Raw genomic sequence first — 18,687 nt, forward strand, 5'->3', positions numbered from 1 at the left:
TTTTCACTCCTATATTTTAATTTACTTTCCTAACCATTTTGCTGCATCTTTTGCGAAATAGGTTATGATCATGTCTGCACCTGCACGTTTCATTGCGGTTAACTTTTCCATAACCAGTTCCCTCTCATTAATCCATCCATTCATCGCTGCTGCTTTTACCATTGAATATTCGCCGCTAACATTATAAGCAACGATCGGTGCATTGAAATTGTTTTTAACATCACGAACAATATCAAGATAAGAAAGAGCTGGTTTTACAATAAGAAAGTCTGCACCTTCTTCTACATCTGATTCAGCTTCACGGAGAGCCTCTAAGCGATTAGAAGGGTCCATTTGATATGTCTTTCGATCCCCAAATTGTGGTGTACTATCTGCCGCATCACGAAATGGACCGTAATATGCTGAAGCATATTTCACTGCGTAGGACATAATTGGAACATTTGAAAACCCTGCTTCATCTAAAGCGTCCCGAATCACAGCAACAAATCCATCCATCATATTAGAGGGTGCTATAATATCTGCTCCAGCTTCAGCCTGACTAACAGCTGTTTTAGCTAATAATTTAAGAGACGCATCATTATCTACATCGTGATTATGTATTACACCACAGTGCCCGTGTGAAGTGTATTCACATAAACATGTGTCGGCAATAACGAGTAAGTCTGGAATTTCCTTTTTAATAAGTCGAGTTGCTTGTTGCACAATGCCATTTTCTATAAAAGCACCAGAGCCTTGTTCATCTTTTTCAGAAGGGACACCGAACAGCATTACAGCTCGAATATCCAATGATTCAACCTCTTTCATCTCTTCAACCAGGCGGTCTAGAGAAACCTGGAATATTCCAGGCATAGAAACTACTTCATTTTTTATGTTTTCTCCCTCGGTCACAAAGATGGGGTAAATTAAATCCTCTGTACGTAAATGATTTTCTCTTACCAAAGAACGCATCGCGTTTGAAGACCGTAAGCGACGATGTCGTGCAAATTTATTTTCCATGATATTCTATCCTTTCAATATAGTCTTTCATACAGTTTACCATGCCTTCGATCGTAAATATATCTGGAGTGATTGTGTCATTAAAACCTGCTTCGGTAGCACGCTGCTGTGTTGTGGTGCCTATACAAACACAGATTGTTCCGTCCATGAGAATTCTATTTCGCATTTTTATAAAAGCATCTACGGTAGATGGACTTGTAAATGTAATAAAATCCAATTGCTGATTCATCAGGACGTCATTTAATTTATCCGCTACCTCATCATTATATAAAGTTTCATATACTTCTACGGTATCAAACTCGATACCAAGACGTGAAAAGAAATCAGGGAGTACATTTCTTGACCTGTTCCCTCTTACAAGTAAAAATGGATCCTTTAATGCAAAGTTGTTTACAAATTCATTCACCATTTGGTCGGCACTATAAATGGTCGGAATAAAATCTGCATGATAACCATAATTTTTTAATGCTTCTTCCGTTTTATGGCCTACAACTGCTATCCTAATATGTTTGAAAACACCGGAGCTGATTTTATAGTTTTTTAAAAGTTGGAAAAAGCATTCGACTCCATTCGCGCTTGTAAAAAAAATCCATTTATATTTTGACAGCGTTTGAAATACAGTTTTGTCTTCTTCCCGCTCTTTACAGGATATTTTCAGCAAGGGTACTTCAATCGGAATCCCGCCAAATCTCATTATTTTTTCAGAAAATGCTTTTGCTTGTTTGCGTTCTCTAGTGATTAGAATTTTTTTATCTTGCAATATCTTCTCCATTACTTATCTAACTCAGCTTTAACTTCTTTAATAATATCTGCTGCACCTTGTTTAATTAACCTTTCTGCTGCTTCTGTACCTACGATGTCTGGATCTTCACCTCGAACGATCTCTTTTAAGGCGACCTTTCCATCCGTTGTTAGCACAGTGGCATGCAAAATAATTTCATCGTTCTCCATATAAGCATAAGCCCCTATTGGAAATTGGTCGCTGCCTTGTAATAAATCAAGGAATTTTCTTTCTGCTTTAACTGTTTTCAAAGCAACTTTATCATTGATCTTTGCCAAAATTTCACGTAACTCTTTGTCCTTTGAACGACATTCAATAGCTAGAGCTCCTTGACCAACCGAGGGAACAAATGGATCGACTGGTAAGTATTCTGTTATATTTTCACTTAAGCCTAGTCGCTTCAAGCCAGCAACAGCCAATATTATTGCATCATAATCTTCATCATGTAATTTTTGGAGACGAGCATCAATTGCTCCCCTAATCCATTTTGTTTTCAGATCAGGTCTAACTGCTAAAATTTGTGCAGCACGCCGTAAACTGCTTGTTCCTACAATTGAACCAGCAGGCAGGTCTTTTAACGCAACAGAATTTTTCGCAATATATGCATCACGGGGATCTTCTCTTTCTGGTATTCCAACAATAACAAGTCCTTCCGGTTCAACCGATGGAAGATCTTTCATACTATGAACAGCAAAATCAATTTCTTGATCATACATCGCTTGTTCAAGTTCTTGTGTAAAGATATTGTTGCCGCCTACTTTGGACAAGGCTACGTTTAAATTGCGGTCACCCTTTGTCACTATCTCTTTAATTTTAATTTCGTTTTTGACTCCAGCTTTTTTCAAAGCATTAATGACCCATTTTGTTTGTGTGATAGCTAATTTGCTTCCTCTGGATCCAACAATAATTTTGCGCATTTATTTTCCTCCAATAGATTAAAAATGAAAATTTGATAGTATGCTAAATAAAAAGAAATTAATTAATAAGACTAAAAACGCTGCGAAATTATATACAGCTATCACTCTTCCACGCTGACCTCTTCTTACATATAAAAATAAATAAATAATATAAACGACCAATACACAAACAGAACCGATTGTTTTTAAATCAAACCAATAAAATTCTGCATTAGCTACAAAAGCCCATACGAAACCAAGAATAATTCCAATTAATAATAGCGGCACCCCAAGTGTAACAGTTTTAATGGAATGAGTATCTAACTGCCTTAAGTCTGCAAAGCGCATGATCCATTTTAATCCTTTTTTGTTCTTTAAAAAACGATATTGCATCAAATACATTAACGCAAAAATAAATGATAATGTGAAAAAACCGTAAGAGACAATCGTTAAAGTAATATGGGTGATTAATATTTCATGCACTAATGGTATATCGTTAGAATAAGTGTCAATCTGTGCATTGGTCAAAAAATATAAGAGCAAGATACAAAAGCTAAAAAGATTTAAAAAAAACACTATAAAATAAATGTTGAACAGTCGATTGATGATAAGCGAAAATGTTATCAGAACCCAGGCATAAAAAAATAACCCGTCATTTACAGTTTGTACCGGCAGATTTTTTTCAATCAGAATTTCATCTATTAAAATAGCTGTTTGTAAAATCCAAACTAGACTAAGTAACCAGAAAGCAATTCGGTTCGCCTTCTGGTTATGTTGGATAAAATCGATAAAGTAACCGATCAAACTTAAACCATAAATAAATAGGATAACTTCATACATCCAAACTGTTTCAAACATATATGAAATCCTTTCTAGTTACTCGTCAAAAGATTTCTAATCAATCGAGAGGATAACTTTTTCGTTGCGTTTGTTTTATTAGCGTCTTTTTTTTCCTCATGTTTTACTAACTCCTCTTTAACCTCTTCATTAATTCCTAGAATATCAACAAATAACGACAATGCTTCCTCCGGATTTTCACTTGCAGCAAGCTCTTTTGCCTGATTGATCGGTTCCTTTAGTAACTGATTGATGATACTTTTCGTATGTTTATTTAAGACCTTCTTTTCACGCACTGTTAAGTCCGGTATTTTCCTTTCTATACTTTTCATCGTTTCGGATTGTATAGACAATGCCTTGTGACGTAACGCAGAAATTACTGGAACAACACCTAATGTTGTTACCCATTCGTTAAATGCAACAATTTCTGCATCAAGCAGAACTTCTATAGATTCTGCAGCAGATTCCCTGGATGCCAGATTTTCATCAACAACATGCTGTAAATCATCAATATCATATAAAAAAACATTATCTAATTCACTTATTTTTGGATCTAGATCCCTTGGAACAGCTATATCAACAAGGAACAAAGGCTTTCCCTTACGCTTTTTTTGAACAGGTTTCAGTGCTTCTTTAGTTAGGATCGTTGAAGCTGAGCCAGTTGAACTGATTAAAATATCTGCATGTTGAATAACCTTTAACAAATGGGAAGATTCTTCTGCATTTGCCGCAAATTTCCCCGCTAAAACTTCAGCATTTTCAAGGGTACGGTTGACTACGGTAATTTGAGTTGCACCTGAACCTTGCAAGTTTTTAACAGCTAATTCACCCATCTTACCTGCACCATTGATAACTACATGTTTATCTGCCAAGTCGCCAAATATCTTTCTAGCTAATTGTACGGCCGCATAGCTCACCGAGACAGCATGTTCCCCAATTGCTGTTTCCTTATGCGCTCGTTTAGCAAAACTAATGGCTTGTTTAAACAACTCATTAAAAATAGTCCCTGTCGTATATGCTTGTTGTGCAGTGAAAAAAGCCTCTCTTACCTGACCTAATATTTGCGTTTCGCCTAGAATCATGGAATCTAATCCGGCTGATACGCGAAATAAATGTTCAATCGCCTCATCACTTTCTGCGATTTGTAAGAAAGCAGTAAATTGTTCCTTTTTAACCTGAAACCATTCTGCTAAAAACTGCTTGATATAATAACGTCCTGTGTGGATTTGATCAACAACCGCATAAATTTCTGTACGGTTACATGTAGAAACAATCACATTTTCTAAAATACTTTTTTGCAAATTTAATTGTTTCATTGCCTCTTCTATATTATTTTCAGAAAATGTAAGTTTTTCCCTAATTTCTACAGGGGCCGTTTTGTAATTAAATCCTACTTTAATAATATGCATTTTTTTACCCCCAACGAAACTTAAACAATGTATAATAAGATAAATCAAGTTTTTTCGTAGTAAAAATATAACTTCATCTATTATAACACGAAATAACAGTTACTATTCCTAAAAAAATGAACAGAATTCGAAAAAATTATGATAGGATAGTTCATATATTTTTATTATCGAATGTACTTTACCATAGCATATACTGGTAATCAAGAAATTGATTTAATGAGAATGAAAGAGGTGAAAAATTGAAAAAACAAAATTCATTTTCCGCTTATATCTTAATTGGTATTGGATTTTACTTTTTATTAAAACAAATTAATTTACCTATTTTATCGAAATTCAATTCATGGCCTACATTGTTAATTATTGTCGGGGCTACACTGCTTATACATAGTTATGCTGCAAAGGATTATCAAAATTTATTTAGTGGTACGCTTCTTTTGGGGCTGGGTGTGCATTTTCACGGCCTCATACATTATTCACTTTGGATTGATCACTGGGCAGTTTACTTGCTAATTATCGGTATCGCATTTTTAATACGTTTTTTAAGAACCAAAAACGGATTTTTTTCAGGAATTATTTTAATTGGAGTTTCTCTCTGCATGCTATTTTTTACCAATGTTCCGGATTGGCTAGATTGGATTTATGACGTGATTCACTTTCTGGAAACATTTTGGTCCCTCATTTTAATTATTTTAGGAGTTTATTTATTAAATAAGAAAAATAATCCATTTAAATAGCAATGGATTATTTTTCTTATATCTGCCTATATATATTTTTTTAAGATTGACCATACATCGGCTTTTCCTTCACCTGTTTCAGCTGAAAAGGGAATAACAATGTCCGTTGATTCTACTTGTAAGGTATGAATGGTTTGATTTAAATGTTTCACTCTCTTGCCTTTTGGAATTTTATCAAGTTTTGTACCTACAATAATTACAGGCAGCTCAAAATATTTAAGATAACCATACATTTGCATATCGTCTTTCGTCGGCTCATGACGGATATCGGTAATTAAGATAGCTGCTTTCAGCGTTTCTCTCGTTTGAAAGTATTCCTCCATCATACCGCCCCATTTTTCTCGTTCCTTCTTAGAAACTTTTGCATAGCCATAACCAGGGACGTCAACGAAATAAAAAAGATCATTTATTTTATAAAAATTTAGTGTTTGCGTCTTACCGGGTTTTGATGATGTTCTTACTAAATTTTTTCGCTGAATCATTTTATTAATAAAGGATGACTTACCTACATTTGACCTGCCAGCTAATGCTATTTCCGGACTTCGATCATTTGGGTACTGTTTAGCACTAACAGCACTCGTTATAATTTCAGCTGTTGTTATTTTCATTATTTTTCCTCCACAAGCGCATGTTTAAGTACTTGGTCTAAATGATTTACTTTTATAAACGTTAAATCATTGCGTACACTTTCGGGAATATCCTCAATATCCCTCTCATTATCTTCGGGAATAATTATTGTAGTGATCCCAGCTCGGTGAGCACTTAATGATTTCTCTTTTAAGCCGCCTATAGGCAGTACTCTTCCCCGCAGCGTTATTTCCCCTGTCATACCTACTTCTTTCTTGACAGCCTGTCCTGTCAAAGCAGAAACAAGTGCTGTTGCCATCGTTATCCCAGCAGAAGGTCCATCTTTTGGTGTGGCCCCTTCTGGAACATGAATATGAATATCATATGTTTCGTGAAATTTGGGATCGATATGCAATTCGTTAGTTCTTGCACGAATATAACTAAAAGCAGCTTGTGCGGATTCCCTCATCACTTCTCCTAGTTTTCCTGTTAAAGTAAGCTTTCCCTTTCCGGGATAGTGTGAAACCTCAATGGATAGTATATCGCCTCCAGCTGCTGTATAAGCTAACCCTGTAGCAGCACCGATTTGGTCTTCTAACTCCATACGTCCATAGCGGTATAAAGGTTTACCTAGAATCTCTACTAAGTTCTTTTTAGTAACAATAACTCGTTTCTTATCACCAGAAATAATTATTTTCGCAGCCTTTCTGCAAAGCGAAGCAATTTGCCTTTCTAAATTACGAACCCCTGCTTCACGAGTATAAGTCCGTATCAAACTTAATAAAGCTTCATCTCTAATTTGAAGTTTATTTTTTTCTAATCCATTTTCTTCTAACTGCTTTGGAAGTAAATGTTCTTTCGCAATATGCAATTTTTCTACTTCAGTATATCCAGCAATTGAAATTAATTCCATTCGATCTAATAGCGGTTGTGGAATATGATTTACATAATTTGCTGTTGCAATAAAGAGAACATTGGATAAATCGTAGGTTTCTTCTATATAGTGATCACTAAAATTACTATTTTGCTCCGGATCTAAAACTTCAAGCATAGCAGATGATGGATCCCCACGAAAATCATTTGACATTTTATCAATTTCATCCAATAAGAAAACAGGGTTTATTGTCTTTGCCTTTTTCATTCCTTGGATAATACGACCTGGTATCGCACCAATATACGTTCTTCTATGTCCTCTTATTTCTGCTTCATCACGTACTCCACCTAAAGAAACGCGAACAAAGTTTCTATTGACCGATCTTGCGATTGATTTTGCTAAAGATGTTTTACCAACCCCAGGAGGCCCAACCAGGCAAAGAATCGGACCCTTAATGGATTTTGTAAGTTTTTGGACTGCTAAATATTCTAAAATGCGTTCTTTTACCTTATCTAATCCATAATGATCTTCATCTAGAATGCGATGGGCATGCTTTATTTCTACTGTATCATTTGTCTTTTTTGACCACGGAAGGGCCAATAGCCACTCCAAATAATTTCGTATAACAGAACTTTCAGCTGAGCTTTGAGGAATTTTTTCAAATCGATCTAATTCTTTTTTTGCAACCTCGACAATTCGTTCTGGCATATCTGATTGTTCTATTTTTTCGTTTAAATCTCCTACTTCACCTGTCTTGCCATCCTTCTCTCCTAATTCTTTTTGGATAGCTTTTAGTTGTTCTCGTAGGTAATATTCTTTTTGTGTTTTTTCCATTGAAGTTTTAACACGTTTTCCTATCTTTTTTTCTAAGTCAAGCACTTTTTTCTCATTTGATATTAACTCAATTAATTTTTCTAAACGTTGTTTGACATTTTTTATTTCCAGCAACTCTTGTTTATCCTTTGTTTTCAAAGGCAGGTGAGAGGCAATAATATCTGCAAGATTGGCAGGATCGTCTATATCAGAAACAGTTGCAAATGTTTCTTCAGTGATTTTTCGGGATATTTTTATGTACTGTCCAAATAATTCTAATAAAGAACGCATTAAGGCTTCCTCTTCATTTGGTTCCCCATGTTCTTCTTCTAATAATTTTATTTCCACATTAAAGTGCTCTTTTTTATCAGTAAAGCGGATGATTTCTGCACGTTGTATCCCTTCAACAAGTACCCGATTTGTCCCGTTGGGTAATTTCAGCATTTGTTTTACTTTCGCTAGGGAGCCCACTTGATATATATCCTTTGGTTCAGGATCTTCTATACTAACTTCCTTTTGAGACGCTAGAAAAATTTGATGATCACCCATCATTGCTTTTTCAATTGCGGTTACAGATTTATCTCTGCCTACATCAAGGTGAAGAACCATTGATGGAAATACAAGTAATCCGCGTAAAGGAAGGAGGGGTAACTGGATAATATTATTCTTCATAGTCGTATGTACCTCCATAATTGTTATGTATTTTTAATTGCACTACACTTAATATTTTCTTAGAGTTTATAGAAAACTTTCCTATTTGTAAATAAGATACACAAAAGTTAGAAGGTTATAGTAAACTCTATAAATCCTATGTATAGCATTTCCTATTACACAAATAAATACTACCTATTATCATAAAGAAAGAGACTGATCCGAAGCAATTATTAGAGACTCCCTACATTGGAAATGCAAGCATAAAAGGAGCTAATAAGCTAAATCAGTCTCATGAAAGTATTATTTTAAGTTAAAATTATGCACTTTCTTTTGGTAACTTTTCATTACCTTCTTTTACAGTTCCATCACTAAAAATCAATTTAGGATTTCCATCTTCATTAGCAACTGTAGCTTTTGTTATCACACATTTTTCTATATCTTCACGTGATGGTAATTCAAACATAACATCCAACATCGTATTTTCGATAATGGAGCGCAACCCCCGTGCACCTGTTTTACGTTCAATAGCCTTTTTAGCGATTGCTACAAGAGCTTCTTCTTCAAATTCTAATTCTACATCATCGATTTGGAATAACTTTTTATATTGTTTTACTAATGCATTTTTAGGCTTTGTTAAAATTTCAACTAGCGCATGTTCATCTAATGGCGTTAGGCTTCCAATAACTGGGAGTCTCCCAATAAATTCAGGTATTAAGCCGTAACTTAATAAATCTTCTGGTAACACCTTAGCAAGTAATTCACCTGTATCCAGATCTTGCTGTGCTTCATTATCACCAAAGCCTATTACCTTTTTACCAAGACGACGTTTAATAATTTGGTCAATTCCATCAAACGCACCGCCCACAATAAAGAGAACATTCGTAGTATCAATTTGAATAAACTCCTGGTGCGGATGTTTACGGCCCCCTTGCGGAGGAACACTTGCAACAGTTCCTTCCAGTATCTTAAGAAGCGCTTGTTGTACACCTTCACCAGATACATCTCTCGTAATAGATGGGTTTTCTGATTTACGTGCTACTTTATCAATTTCATCAATATAAATAATTCCTTTTTCAGCTTTTTCAATATCATAATCTGCCGCTTGAATTAGTTTTAACAGGATATTTTCAACATCTTCACCTACATAGCCAGCCTCCGTAAGCGAAGTTGCATCTGCCATTGCAAATGGAACATTAAGTATTCTAGCGAGTGTCTGAGCTAATAACGTTTTCCCGCTTCCTGTCGGCCCCAACATAGCAATGTTACTCTTAGCCAACTCAACATCATCTACATTTTTAGGGGAATTAATACGTTTATAGTGATTATACACTGCTACCGATAAATTTTTCTTTGCCTGTTCTTGACCGATCACATAATCATCAAGTGTCTCACAAATTTCTTTTGGCTTCGGTATTTCTTTTAACTCCGTTTCTTCTTCCGTTCCAAGCTCTTCTTCTACGATTTCAGTACATAAATCAATACACTCATCACATATATAAACGCCAGGACCAGCTACAAGTTTACGTACTTGATCTTGACCCTTCCCGCAAAATGAACATTTTAGTTGCCCTTTTTCCTCATTAAATTTAAACATTTGATTTCACCCCTAAAAGTTTAACTCTACTTCTAATGTTTTTAAATACGTGACTCTTACTTTCATTGTCATCATAACAGAACAAAAATAGAAAACAAAATGATATACTCTTTTTCATCGGATTAAAAACACTGCAATATCCAAGCAGATCATCAATTCAAATTCTTGATTATATGATGATGATCATTTTATTTCTTATTTTTTAATTATGAAGAAATAACTGCAAAAGTCAAACCAAAACCATTTTTACTTTATGCAATTAACAAATGAAGATAAATATATACTATGTATTTGATTCTAAAATTATATTCTTATGTTAATAAAAGTGTAAAACAAGGTACGAATCATCGCACCTTGTTCTTTTACTTCCGTTATATTAATAAATTTTCTTTTACTTTATACACTTTTACTATGTTCAATTAAAAAGTCAATTGCTTTTTTGAATTTCAAATCTTCTTTAAGTGCGTCTGTATTACCGCCAAGCATTTGCTTAAGCTGCTCTACTTCTGTACCATACATAGATGCCATCTTTTCAAGTTCAGCATCAACGTCTTCTTGTGAAACCTCAATCGTCTCTTCATTAACAATCGCTTCTAATGTAAGATTTGTTTTCACACGTTTCTGAGCGTCTTCTCTCATTTGTTCCTTCAACGCATTTTCATCTTGACCTGAGAATTGGTAATACATTTCCATCGTCATACCTTGCATTTGAAGGCGTTGTTCAAATTCTTTAATCATCTGTTCTAATTCTGTATTTACCATTGCCTCAGGGATGTCTACTTCTGCATTATTAGAAGCTTGTTCAATTAATGTTTCACGTTTTTGATTTTCAGCATCTTGCTTTTTCTGTTCTTCGAGCTGTTCTTTTTTCTTTTTCTTTAATTCATCTAGTGTTTCAACCTCTTCATCAACATCTTTAGCAAATTCGTCATCTAACTCTGGTAGTTCTTTTTCTTTTATTTCATGAATTTTAACCTTAAATGTCGCTTTCTTTCCTGCTAATTCTTCAGCATGGTAGTCTTCTGGGAAATTAATTTCAATCTCAGATTCTTCACCAGTTTCTTTACCAACTAACTGTTCTTCAAATCCAGGAATAAACTGTCCAGATCCGATTTCTAGAGAATGATTTTCACCTTTTCCACCTTCGAATGCCTCACCATCCATGAATCCTTCAAAGTCCATAACAACAGTATCGCCTTCTTCAACATTGCCTTCTTCTTTAACAACAAGTTCTGCATGTTGTTGACGCTGTGCTTCTAGCTCCTGCTCTACATCTTCATCTGTTACTTCAACAGATTGCTCTTCTACCTCTAATCCTTTGTACTCACCAAGTGTAACTTCTGGTTTAACTATTACTTTGGCTGTAAAAACAAGATTTTTACCTTTTTCGATTTCTTCAATATCAACTTCAGGCTGATCTACAGGGGAAATTCCAGTTTCTTCAACAGCTTTCATATAAGCTTCAGGTAAAACAATATCCACCGCATCCTGATACAATGATTCGACACCAAATCTTTTTTCAAAGATTTTACGAGGAACTTTTCCTTTTCGGAATCCAGGGATTTGGACTGTTTTAACTACTTTTTTGAAAGCTTTATCTAGTGCTTGATCAAAATCTTCAGCTGGAACATCAATCGTTAGTACTCCTTCATTTCCTTCTTGTTTTTCCCATTTTGCTGACATAAAAATTCCCTCCAAAATCTATTAAATCTATTTTTGCTTTTCGTTATTACAATAAATACTATATCATATCATATTTACAACCATCTCATTATAACATAAATAGTTTGCCTTTCAAGCATTTCTCGTTTACAAACCATTATTCTTCGATGATACTTAAATAAAGTGCCTCACACATTTTTATTTCTTCTATGTAACGAACAGTAGTATCATTAAGCATATTATCGTCCGAGTTTATATGTATATTAAGATACTGATTACCAATATATTTCAAAGCTCTCGTCACCTCAATAATATCTTCATTAGGATACATTATTGGGTGTCGGACGTATGCATAACGATAAAGAACCTGTTTGATTAATAAAAATAATGATGGGTTATTTTGCTCTAACTCACTGACCATTAGTATTGTCTGCTTTACCGTTGTATTCAATTGTAAATCTGAAACGTTAACCGGACATATATCTAATGATAAATTCAGTTTATGTATAGATACCTCTTGTGTAACTTCTTCGTCCTGTAACCAAAGAAATATAGCTGTTTTAATTACTGGATGAATGGATTCATCAACTAATAAATGTAATATTCTTTGGGTAGGTTTTATCTCCATTTTTCGCAAATCTTCAACAAGGCGCCATTGCAAACTATGATCATCTTCGTCTATAGCTTGCTGTAAATCATTGAGATATGCTTTATGTTTTTTTATGTTCAAATCATTTTTCATTTGTTCGCTCATATCATATAACTGTTTAAATTGTTCATGAAACATTTTTGGTATTTTATTATTTATAAATTCTTCTGTAAGTTGATCCATTAGCAATTCATATTGGCTTGTTTGAAATAAAATAGTTAAATATATATGTAGATAGTGGTAATAATTTGCATCTTTACATTTTAGAACTTGTTCGCAATAATCCTGGGCTGCTTCATATCTTCCTAATTCCATTAAACAAATCATTTTACCGATAATAATTTCGTGGTTGTTTACATGATAGCTTAATAATTTATTTAAGTTTATTAAAGCCTCTTCATATTCTTTCTGCTTTATTGCTTCCACACTTTTATCTTCTAGCATTTTTTTCCACTTAGGAAAAAGAACCACATTTTCTGAACTGTTTTTCATTTTTTCACTCCTCTCTTTTTTAATCATTGTATACAATATAATAATAACCATTCCCGATTCGATTAGAAATAAACTTTCTTTATAAAAAAAGAAACCTATTATCCAACGTATAGGTTTCCTGTTTCTTCAGATGACGTCCCAAGCAGGATTCGAACCTGCGACCCACAGCTTAGAAGGCTGTTGCTCTATCCAACTGAGCTACTGGGACATATGATTATGTATCAAAGCGGGTGATGGGAATCGAACCCACATCATCAGCTTGGAAGGCTGAGGTTTTACCACTAAACTACACCCGCATATTCAAATACCATTATGTATGTTGCATAGTTATACTTTTTTAACGGACAAGAATTATTATATGCATTATAGTGACTTTTGTCAACATATTTTTTAAAAAACGTTAGTAAAGTATTAAAAATATAATTGCCCCAAAGTTGTTATCATTATTTCTTAGGGGCAATACGATGAAAGTTATTTTTCATCTATGGTTGTTTGATAAGATAATTCTTTTATGATATTCCCATCGACTGTATAAAATTCTACTTTAATACGATCTAAATCGATCCACTCCAAAACTGCATATGTTTTTTCATGGCGAGCTTTAGGCAAACGAATACTGCCAGGGTTAATGAACAGTTGATTATCAAATTTTTGTGCCGCAGCAATATGTGTATGTCCATAGCATACAACTTGTGCATTAACTTCTTCTGCCCGATACGATAAAGTCATTAGGTTCCTTTTTACATGATGCAAATGCCCGTGGGTTATTAAAAAAGTAAGATTTTCGATTTGAATTACTTGCTCAGATGGAAACCTTGTATCCGAATCACAATTTCCGCCAACTTTAATTAACGGTTTTAATGATGGAGCGTCCATATCTAATTCCGAATCACCACAATGAATCATATATTCGGATTGATGGCGATCTGTTATTCGTTCAATTTCTTCAGTAAGACCGTGGCTATCACTTAAAATCAATACTTTCGTCATAATGCTTCCCTTCTTTATATGTTTTGTAACCATTTCTCCAGCTGAGCAATTGCATTACTTCGATGACTTATTTTATTTTTCTCCTTTGATGACAGCTGTGCTAGTGTAATCGAATAACCAGCAGGTATAAAAATAGGATCGTATCCAAAACCATTTGTTCCTGCTTGTTCGGAAGAAATTTCACCTTCACAATACCCAGTACAAAATATTGTTTCTGAATCAGGAATGACAAGCGCTAAAACGCAAATAAATCTTGCAGTTCGCTTTTCTTGAGAAATAGCTTGCATTTTTTCTAACACTTTATCAATATTTGCCTGGTCATTAGTCGGTTCACCGGCATATCTTGCTGAATAAACTCCTGGTTCGCCATTTAAAGCATCAACAATCAAACCCGAGTCATCAGCTAATACAGGAACACCTAAAACATCAGCTATTTTCTCTGCTTTTAAAGCCGCGTTGCCTTCGAAAGTTTTTTCGGTCTCCTCTATTTCAGGTAATTGGTTATTTACATCTAATAGAGAATAAGCTTCTATACCAGTTTTATTAAAAAAGGCTTTAAATTCGGCAGCTTTTCCCTTATTTTTTGTAGCAATAATTATTTTTTTCATTTATGTTCCTTGGTGGTCATTTTTATATTGGTTTCGCCTATTCGATCTGCTAAATCACCAAGTACCTCTCTTTGTTTTTCAATAATTTGCTTTAATCCTTCATCTGCAAGGTGAAGCATTTCTTGAAGCTGACTACCAGAAAATGTTGCTTCCTCCCCAGTTCCTTGTATTTCTACAAATTCTCCAGATCCTGTCATAACAATATTCATATCAACGTTTGCTTGAGAATCTTCCTTATAGTTTAAATCCAATATTGCTTTTCCATTTGGCAATATTCCAACGGATGTAGCACAAAGGAAGTCAGTTACTGGGATATGGCTAATCATTTTATTTTGAAGTAATTTATCAAAAGCTAATACAACCGCAACAAATGCACCTGTGATAGAGGCCGTTCTTGTTCCTCCATCAGCTTGAATAACATCACAATCCACCCATACAGTACGTTCGCCTATTTTTTCCAAATCAACAACCGCACGTAGTGCCCTGCCAATTAAACGTTGGATTTCCATTGTTCTTCCACTTACTTTACCTTTAGATGATTCTCTAATTGTTCTTTGGCTAGTTGCCCGTGGCAACATTGCATATTCCGCTGTAATCCAGCCTTTACCTTGACCGCGCATAAACGGAGGAACTCTATCTTCAATACTAGCGTTACAGATCACTTTTGTATCACCTACTTGTATTAAAACAGAGCCTTCTGGATGTTTAACAAAGTGTGGTACCATTTTTATTTGTCTTAAATTATTATGATTTCGTTGATCATTTCTCATTTTATTCCTCCTTATTCCAAGTCTAAGCTTATCATATTTTTTGCTAAAGCTAAATGTTAATCACTCAACAGATCACTCTATCCTTTCTTAAACAATAAAAAAAGAGGTGGTTCACACCATCCTCCATATTAAAGCTTATCAGTTGGAACAAACGTTTTTTTTGTAACCGGCTCCGTATACGCTTCCCCATTTTCATTAACTAGTTTGTCTACACCCTCTACTTCTACCTTTACTCCTTCAACTTCTTCCTGATCTGTTAGCGTGCGAACTAAAGTTTCCATTACCTCATCTGAAATCATTGCCTTGTCTCCATCTTTTAATATGTCTTTGCTAAATGATAGTTCAAGTACATCTTCATTTAGTACAGGTTTATTAGTTAATTTGGTCTTGGAATTAAAAACATGTGTTGCATTGATATTAAATCTAGGCCCGTCAATTAAAGTTTGTACAATAGAACTAAATATATCTTGATCGTCATATTCCAAATGCTGAGTTACAGGCACATAATAACGATTTTCATTATGTTCTGCAGGATAATACATTGTTACAGCTTCACTTTTTAATAGATCAAGGGCATCTGATTCTTTAAGATTAATTCCATTTGCTCTTGTATATCCCTCTTTAATGGGGGTTCCATTTACTGGCATTTCCTCTACAGAATGACCATTGATTCTTAGTTTCATTTTATCAACGTCATCAAATTGCGTTATTGTAAACGTCATTGCCTCTAGTATATTTAATTCTTCGTCCGCCTCGTAGTTTTCAAATTCTTTGGAAACGTCAACAATCATGGTTCCATCTTCTTGCAAATTAAGGCCTAAAATTTCTGTACCAGCTGGTAAAACAGCCTGAAAACCGTTCGGTAAGATGGAAGTCACGGGTCCATCTTTAACCAAATATTCCAATGCCTGTGTAGCTACTTCCTTCGACTCTTCTTTTGGCAGTTCCAAAGTTTGAGATACTACCATCCCATTAGCATCTACTAAATACAATTGTCGAGCAACCTTTTCTGAGTCCGAATCTTGACCTTTCTCACCCTTCTTTGTCTCCTTGGATTCCGATTTTTTATCTGTAGCATCCTCTTTCTCTGCCGATTCATTATTTTGAGGCACATCAATTTCTTTCATAGACTGTTCTCCTTGAAAACATCCTGTTAAGATGATCGATAAGATCATCATCAACATTAATGTTAGAACACCGTATTTTTTCATGATCTTCCCTCCTACGATAGTTTGTACTACTATCTATACGAGCCTACCTGAAAAATTAGACCAATCTATGAAAAAAATTAAAAATAGTCTGGATGTAGTAAAGAAACAAGTATAAATTAACTGATTTATTATATCTTTACATTTTCAATTGTTAACTTACCTAAATTTTCGTATTTAAAAATACTTTGAGATATTTTTGTGAAAATATTTAAATTTCCTGTAGCATAAAATTGATGATTCGGTATTTTTTCTTCTATATTTAATAAATGGTGAACATCAAGAATGGTACTAGTTTCTCTTGCCGTTTCTTCACTCGAAGAGATCAGAGTCACGTCTTTTCCCATAACCTTTTGAATGGTTTCCTTGATAAGTGGATAATGTGTACAGCCAAGTATTAACGTATCCATATCATCATCTTTATTGATCGTTTGCAAGGAATCTGATATTACATTCTCCGCTTGCTCACCTGATAATATTCCCTGTTCCACCATTGGTACGAATAATGGACATGCTAAAGCACTGACACTTATATTAGCTTTAATACTTTTCAAAGCTATAGGATAAGCTTCACTTCGAATGGTTCCTTCTGTGCCAATGATACCAATATGATTGGTTTGTGTAGCCTTAATAGCTGAACGGGCTCCTGGCTGGATTACCCCTAAAACTGGGATGTCCAGATTTTCTTGGAGTTCCGTTAGGGCAAAAGCTGTTGCAGTATTGCATGCTACAATTAACATTTTTATATTTTTTTTCAATAAAAACCTTACCATTTCCCATGTAAATTTTTTTACTTCCTTTTTTGGCCTTGGTCCATAAGGACATCTCAATGTATCTCCTATGTATATTAATTTTTCTTTAGGAAGTTGTCGCATTAATTCATGAACAACAGTTAATCCACCTACGCCAGAATCGATAACTCCAATTGGATGATTCAAAATAATCGCCTCTTTTTACTAGTATAAATTATTTAAATGTTGTCAAATCATAGAACAACAAAAAACAGACATCTAATCCACTATTTTATTACTTTTACAATTTACAACAAAATTTGTTATTTTTAAAGGAATTAAAACATTACATGGGAGAACAAATATAATTTTCTGATGAAATGTTGTTTTTCAGAAGAAAATAATAGCAGCATGCAATTTAATTGAATTATTCAGGCAAGAGCACGCACTGATTTCCAATGTTTTCATAAGCTATTATGACTAAATAATTCCCTTCAATCTGCACTCTATTGACAGCAAGGAGGGGTTAACATTTGAAGGACAAAAACGAGTATAAACAGAAAAAATTACTGACCAAACGCGAGCAAGAAGTTTTTGAACTCTTAGTACAAGATAAAACAACAAAAGAAATTGCCCAGGATTTGTTTATATCAGAAAAAACTGTCCGTAACCATATTTCAAATGCTATGCAAAAATTAGGAGTTAAGGGGCGTTCACAAGCTGTAGTTGAGCTTCTACGCATGGGTGAATTGAAGCTCTACTAAAATAGGAGGGTTTTTTACCCTCCGTTCTTGTCAATTGGACATGCCGCCTTTAAGTATTCAAACTTCCTTCAGTATGGGATCATGACCAGCAATTGATATAAACATTAAATATGATATATACCAATTGCTGACTGTATAAAAAAACAGATAATTTAAAGCAAGTTATCGTTCAACTGATTTTCAAATACCATCCAAAAGTTTTTCTTTCATTGGTTCAGATAAGGGCGTAGGTTTGCCCGTATCCGTATTAATGTAAACCATTCTTCCACGTCCTGTCAGGCAAAGCTCTTCTTTTTGATTTAGCCCCATATAATGAATATCAACCGAGGTATTACCAACATGATTAGCTTTTACATACATTTTTAATTGGTCTGTAAAATAAATTTGACGATGGTAATCACATTGCAGATCAGCAACAATAGGGATTCCCCTTTCATGCTTTGGATCTTCAAATAATCCCATTGACTTTAAATATTCAATCCGGGCTTCCTCAAAATAAATAAATGGAGAAACATTATTCACATGACCAAACATATCTGTTTCCGAAAAACGAATCTTAATGGATATATAAAATGAAAATTCTGCTTTCCATTGGTCGATATCTTCTATATATGCAACGGTCTTCAATTTCAAGTCTCCTCTCTATTATGAAAATAAC

18 protein-coding genes and 2 tRNA genes are annotated in these 18,687 nt (G+C 34.4%); 2 read left to right on the forward strand and 18 right to left on the reverse strand.

What is annotated here, in order from left to right; genetic code table 11:
* Positions 1–21: 21 nt before the first annotated feature.
* From hemB to hemA, 5 genes are read right to left on the reverse strand one after another with little or no spacing between them, the layout of a single operon-like run.
* Entirely contained in the window at positions 22–996 is a 975-nt protein-coding gene (gene hemB, locus J2Z81_RS02995) for a porphobilinogen synthase (RefSeq protein ID WP_029268585.1), read from the reverse strand.
* A complete protein-coding gene (locus tag J2Z81_RS03000) occupies positions 986–1,756 on the reverse strand; it encodes a uroporphyrinogen-III synthase (RefSeq protein WP_226981203.1) in 771 nt (256 codons plus the stop codon). Before J2Z81_RS03000 ends, hemB begins: the two co-directional genes overlap by 11 nt.
* Before the next feature lie 11 nt (positions 1,757–1,767).
* Positions 1,768–2,694 (reverse strand): hydroxymethylbilane synthase, encoded by a 927-nt coding sequence (gene hemC, locus J2Z81_RS03005; protein ID WP_226370675.1) that lies wholly within the window; start codon positions 2,692–2,694, stop codon positions 1,768–1,770.
* Positions 2,695–2,712: 18 nt separating this feature from the next.
* On the reverse strand, positions 2,713–3,531 hold the full coding sequence (locus J2Z81_RS03010) for a cytochrome C assembly family protein (protein ID WP_029268580.1): 819 nt from the start codon (positions 3,529–3,531) through the stop codon (positions 2,713–2,715).
* A gap of 14 nt (positions 3,532–3,545) precedes the next feature.
* Positions 3,546–4,919, reverse strand: coding sequence for a glutamyl-tRNA reductase (gene hemA, locus J2Z81_RS03015; RefSeq protein ID WP_029268578.1), 1,374 nt, complete (start codon positions 4,917–4,919; stop codon positions 3,546–3,548).
* 239 nt (positions 4,920–5,158) lie between these two features.
* Here hemA and J2Z81_RS03020 point away from each other — a divergent pair, with 239 nt between their 5' ends.
* Positions 5,159–5,653, forward strand: coding sequence for a LiaI-LiaF-like domain-containing protein (locus J2Z81_RS03020; RefSeq protein ID WP_226370676.1), 495 nt, complete (start codon positions 5,159–5,161; stop codon positions 5,651–5,653).
* A gap of 26 nt (positions 5,654–5,679) precedes the next feature.
* On the opposite strand, the gene yihA is transcribed toward J2Z81_RS03020, so the two are convergent.
* From yihA to racE, 12 genes are all read right to left on the reverse strand, one after another.
* Positions 5,680–6,261: a ribosome biogenesis GTP-binding protein YihA/YsxC gene (gene yihA / locus J2Z81_RS03025; protein WP_029268575.1), complete on the reverse strand. Its 582-nt coding sequence runs from the start codon at positions 6,259–6,261 to the stop codon at positions 5,680–5,682.
* A complete protein-coding gene (gene lon, locus J2Z81_RS03030) occupies positions 6,261–8,579 on the reverse strand; it encodes an endopeptidase La (RefSeq protein WP_226370677.1) in 2,319 nt (772 codons plus the stop codon). The genes yihA and lon overlap by 1 nt, the downstream gene beginning before the upstream one ends.
* A gap of 298 nt (positions 8,580–8,877) precedes the next feature.
* Positions 8,878–10,155: an ATP-dependent protease ATP-binding subunit ClpX gene (gene clpX, locus J2Z81_RS03035; RefSeq protein ID WP_029268571.1), complete on the reverse strand. Its 1,278-nt coding sequence runs from the start codon at positions 10,153–10,155 to the stop codon at positions 8,878–8,880.
* A gap of 396 nt (positions 10,156–10,551) precedes the next feature.
* A complete protein-coding gene (tig, locus tag J2Z81_RS03040) occupies positions 10,552–11,838 on the reverse strand; it encodes a trigger factor (RefSeq protein WP_029268569.1) in 1,287 nt (428 codons plus the stop codon).
* A 136-nt stretch (positions 11,839–11,974) separates the two neighbouring features.
* Positions 11,975–12,958 (reverse strand): tetratricopeptide repeat protein, encoded by a 984-nt coding sequence (locus J2Z81_RS03045; protein ID WP_029268567.1) that lies wholly within the window; start codon positions 12,956–12,958, stop codon positions 11,975–11,977.
* A gap of 134 nt (positions 12,959–13,092) precedes the next feature.
* Positions 13,093–13,166, reverse strand: a tRNA-Arg gene (locus tag J2Z81_RS03050).
* A 17-nt stretch (positions 13,167–13,183) separates the two neighbouring features.
* Positions 13,184–13,254 (reverse strand) — tRNA-Gly (locus J2Z81_RS03055).
* A gap of 175 nt (positions 13,255–13,429) precedes the next feature.
* The gene (locus tag J2Z81_RS03060) at positions 13,430–13,948 is read right to left on the reverse strand and encodes a metallophosphoesterase (RefSeq protein ID WP_226370678.1); all 519 of its coding nucleotides are present in this window, start codon (positions 13,946–13,948) and stop codon (positions 13,430–13,432) included.
* Between the two features lie 14 nt (positions 13,949–13,962).
* Positions 13,963–14,556 carry an XTP/dITP diphosphatase gene (locus J2Z81_RS03065; RefSeq protein ID WP_029268563.1) on the reverse strand — a complete coding sequence of 198 codons (594 nt, stop codon included), beginning with the start codon at positions 14,554–14,556 and terminating at the stop codon, positions 13,963–13,965.
* Positions 14,553–15,326 carry a ribonuclease PH gene (gene rph / locus J2Z81_RS03070; RefSeq protein ID WP_029268561.1) on the reverse strand — a complete coding sequence of 258 codons (774 nt, stop codon included), beginning with the start codon at positions 15,324–15,326 and terminating at the stop codon, positions 14,553–14,555. Before rph ends, J2Z81_RS03065 begins: the two co-directional genes overlap by 4 nt.
* A gap of 128 nt (positions 15,327–15,454) precedes the next feature.
* Positions 15,455–16,537 (reverse strand): GerMN domain-containing protein, encoded by a 1,083-nt coding sequence (locus J2Z81_RS03075; protein WP_226370679.1) that lies wholly within the window; start codon positions 16,535–16,537, stop codon positions 15,455–15,457.
* A gap of 128 nt (positions 16,538–16,665) precedes the next feature.
* Positions 16,666–17,472 (reverse strand): glutamate racemase, encoded by an 807-nt coding sequence (gene racE, locus J2Z81_RS03080; protein ID WP_226370680.1) that lies wholly within the window; start codon positions 17,470–17,472, stop codon positions 16,666–16,668.
* Between the two features lie 326 nt (positions 17,473–17,798).
* On the opposite strand from racE, the gene J2Z81_RS03085 reads away from it, so the two are divergent.
* A complete protein-coding gene (locus J2Z81_RS03085) occupies positions 17,799–18,029 on the forward strand; it encodes a helix-turn-helix domain-containing protein (RefSeq protein ID WP_029268555.1) in 231 nt (76 codons plus the stop codon).
* Positions 18,030–18,209: 180 nt separating this feature from the next.
* On the opposite strand, the gene J2Z81_RS03090 is transcribed toward J2Z81_RS03085, so the two are convergent.
* Positions 18,210–18,656: an acyl-CoA thioesterase gene (locus tag J2Z81_RS03090; protein ID WP_029268553.1), complete on the reverse strand. Its 447-nt coding sequence runs from the start codon at positions 18,654–18,656 to the stop codon at positions 18,210–18,212.
* Between the last annotated feature and the right edge of the window lie 31 nt (positions 18,657–18,687).

The sequence above is a fragment of the Virgibacillus alimentarius genome, from assembly GCF_017874635.1.
GTDB lineage: Bacteria > Bacillota > Bacilli > Bacillales > Amphibacillaceae > Virgibacillus_B > Virgibacillus_B alimentarius.

Coding starts and splice junctions, on each gene's coding strand:
- J2Z81_RS03065 (WP_029268563.1), bottom strand. CDS start 14,556: ATGAAAAAAATAATTATTGCTACAAAAAATAAGGGAAAAGCTGCCGAA.
- J2Z81_RS03060 (WP_226370678.1), bottom strand. CDS start 13,948: ATGACGAAAGTATTGATTTTAAGTGATAGCCACGGTCTTACTGAAGAA.
- hemB (WP_029268585.1), bottom strand. CDS start 996: ATGGAAAATAAATTTGCACGACATCGTCGCTTACGGTCTTCAAACGCG.
- lon (WP_226370677.1), bottom strand. CDS start 8,579: ATGAAGAATAATATTATCCAGTTACCCCTCCTTCCTTTACGCGGATTA.
- J2Z81_RS03010 (WP_029268580.1), bottom strand. CDS start 3,531: ATGTTTGAAACAGTTTGGATGTATGAAGTTATCCTATTTATTTATGGT.
- J2Z81_RS03045 (WP_029268567.1), bottom strand. CDS start 12,958: ATGAAAAACAGTTCAGAAAATGTGGTTCTTTTTCCTAAGTGGAAAAAA.
- hemC (WP_226370675.1), bottom strand. CDS start 2,694: ATGCGCAAAATTATTGTTGGATCCAGAGGAAGCAAATTAGCTATCACA.
- hemA (WP_029268578.1), bottom strand. CDS start 4,919: ATGCATATTATTAAAGTAGGATTTAATTACAAAACGGCCCCTGTAGAA.
- rph (WP_029268561.1), bottom strand. CDS start 15,326: ATGAGAAATGATCAACGAAATCATAATAATTTAAGACAAATAAAAATG.
- tig (WP_029268569.1), bottom strand. CDS start 11,838: ATGTCAGCAAAATGGGAAAAACAAGAAGGAAATGAAGGAGTACTAACG.
- clpX (WP_029268571.1), bottom strand. CDS start 10,155: ATGTTTAAATTTAATGAGGAAAAAGGGCAACTAAAATGTTCATTTTGC.
- yihA (WP_029268575.1), bottom strand. CDS start 6,261: ATGAAAATAACAACAGCTGAAATTATAACGAGTGCTGTTAGTGCTAAA.
- J2Z81_RS03075 (WP_226370679.1), bottom strand. CDS start 16,537: ATGAAAAAATACGGTGTTCTAACATTAATGTTGATGATGATCTTATCG.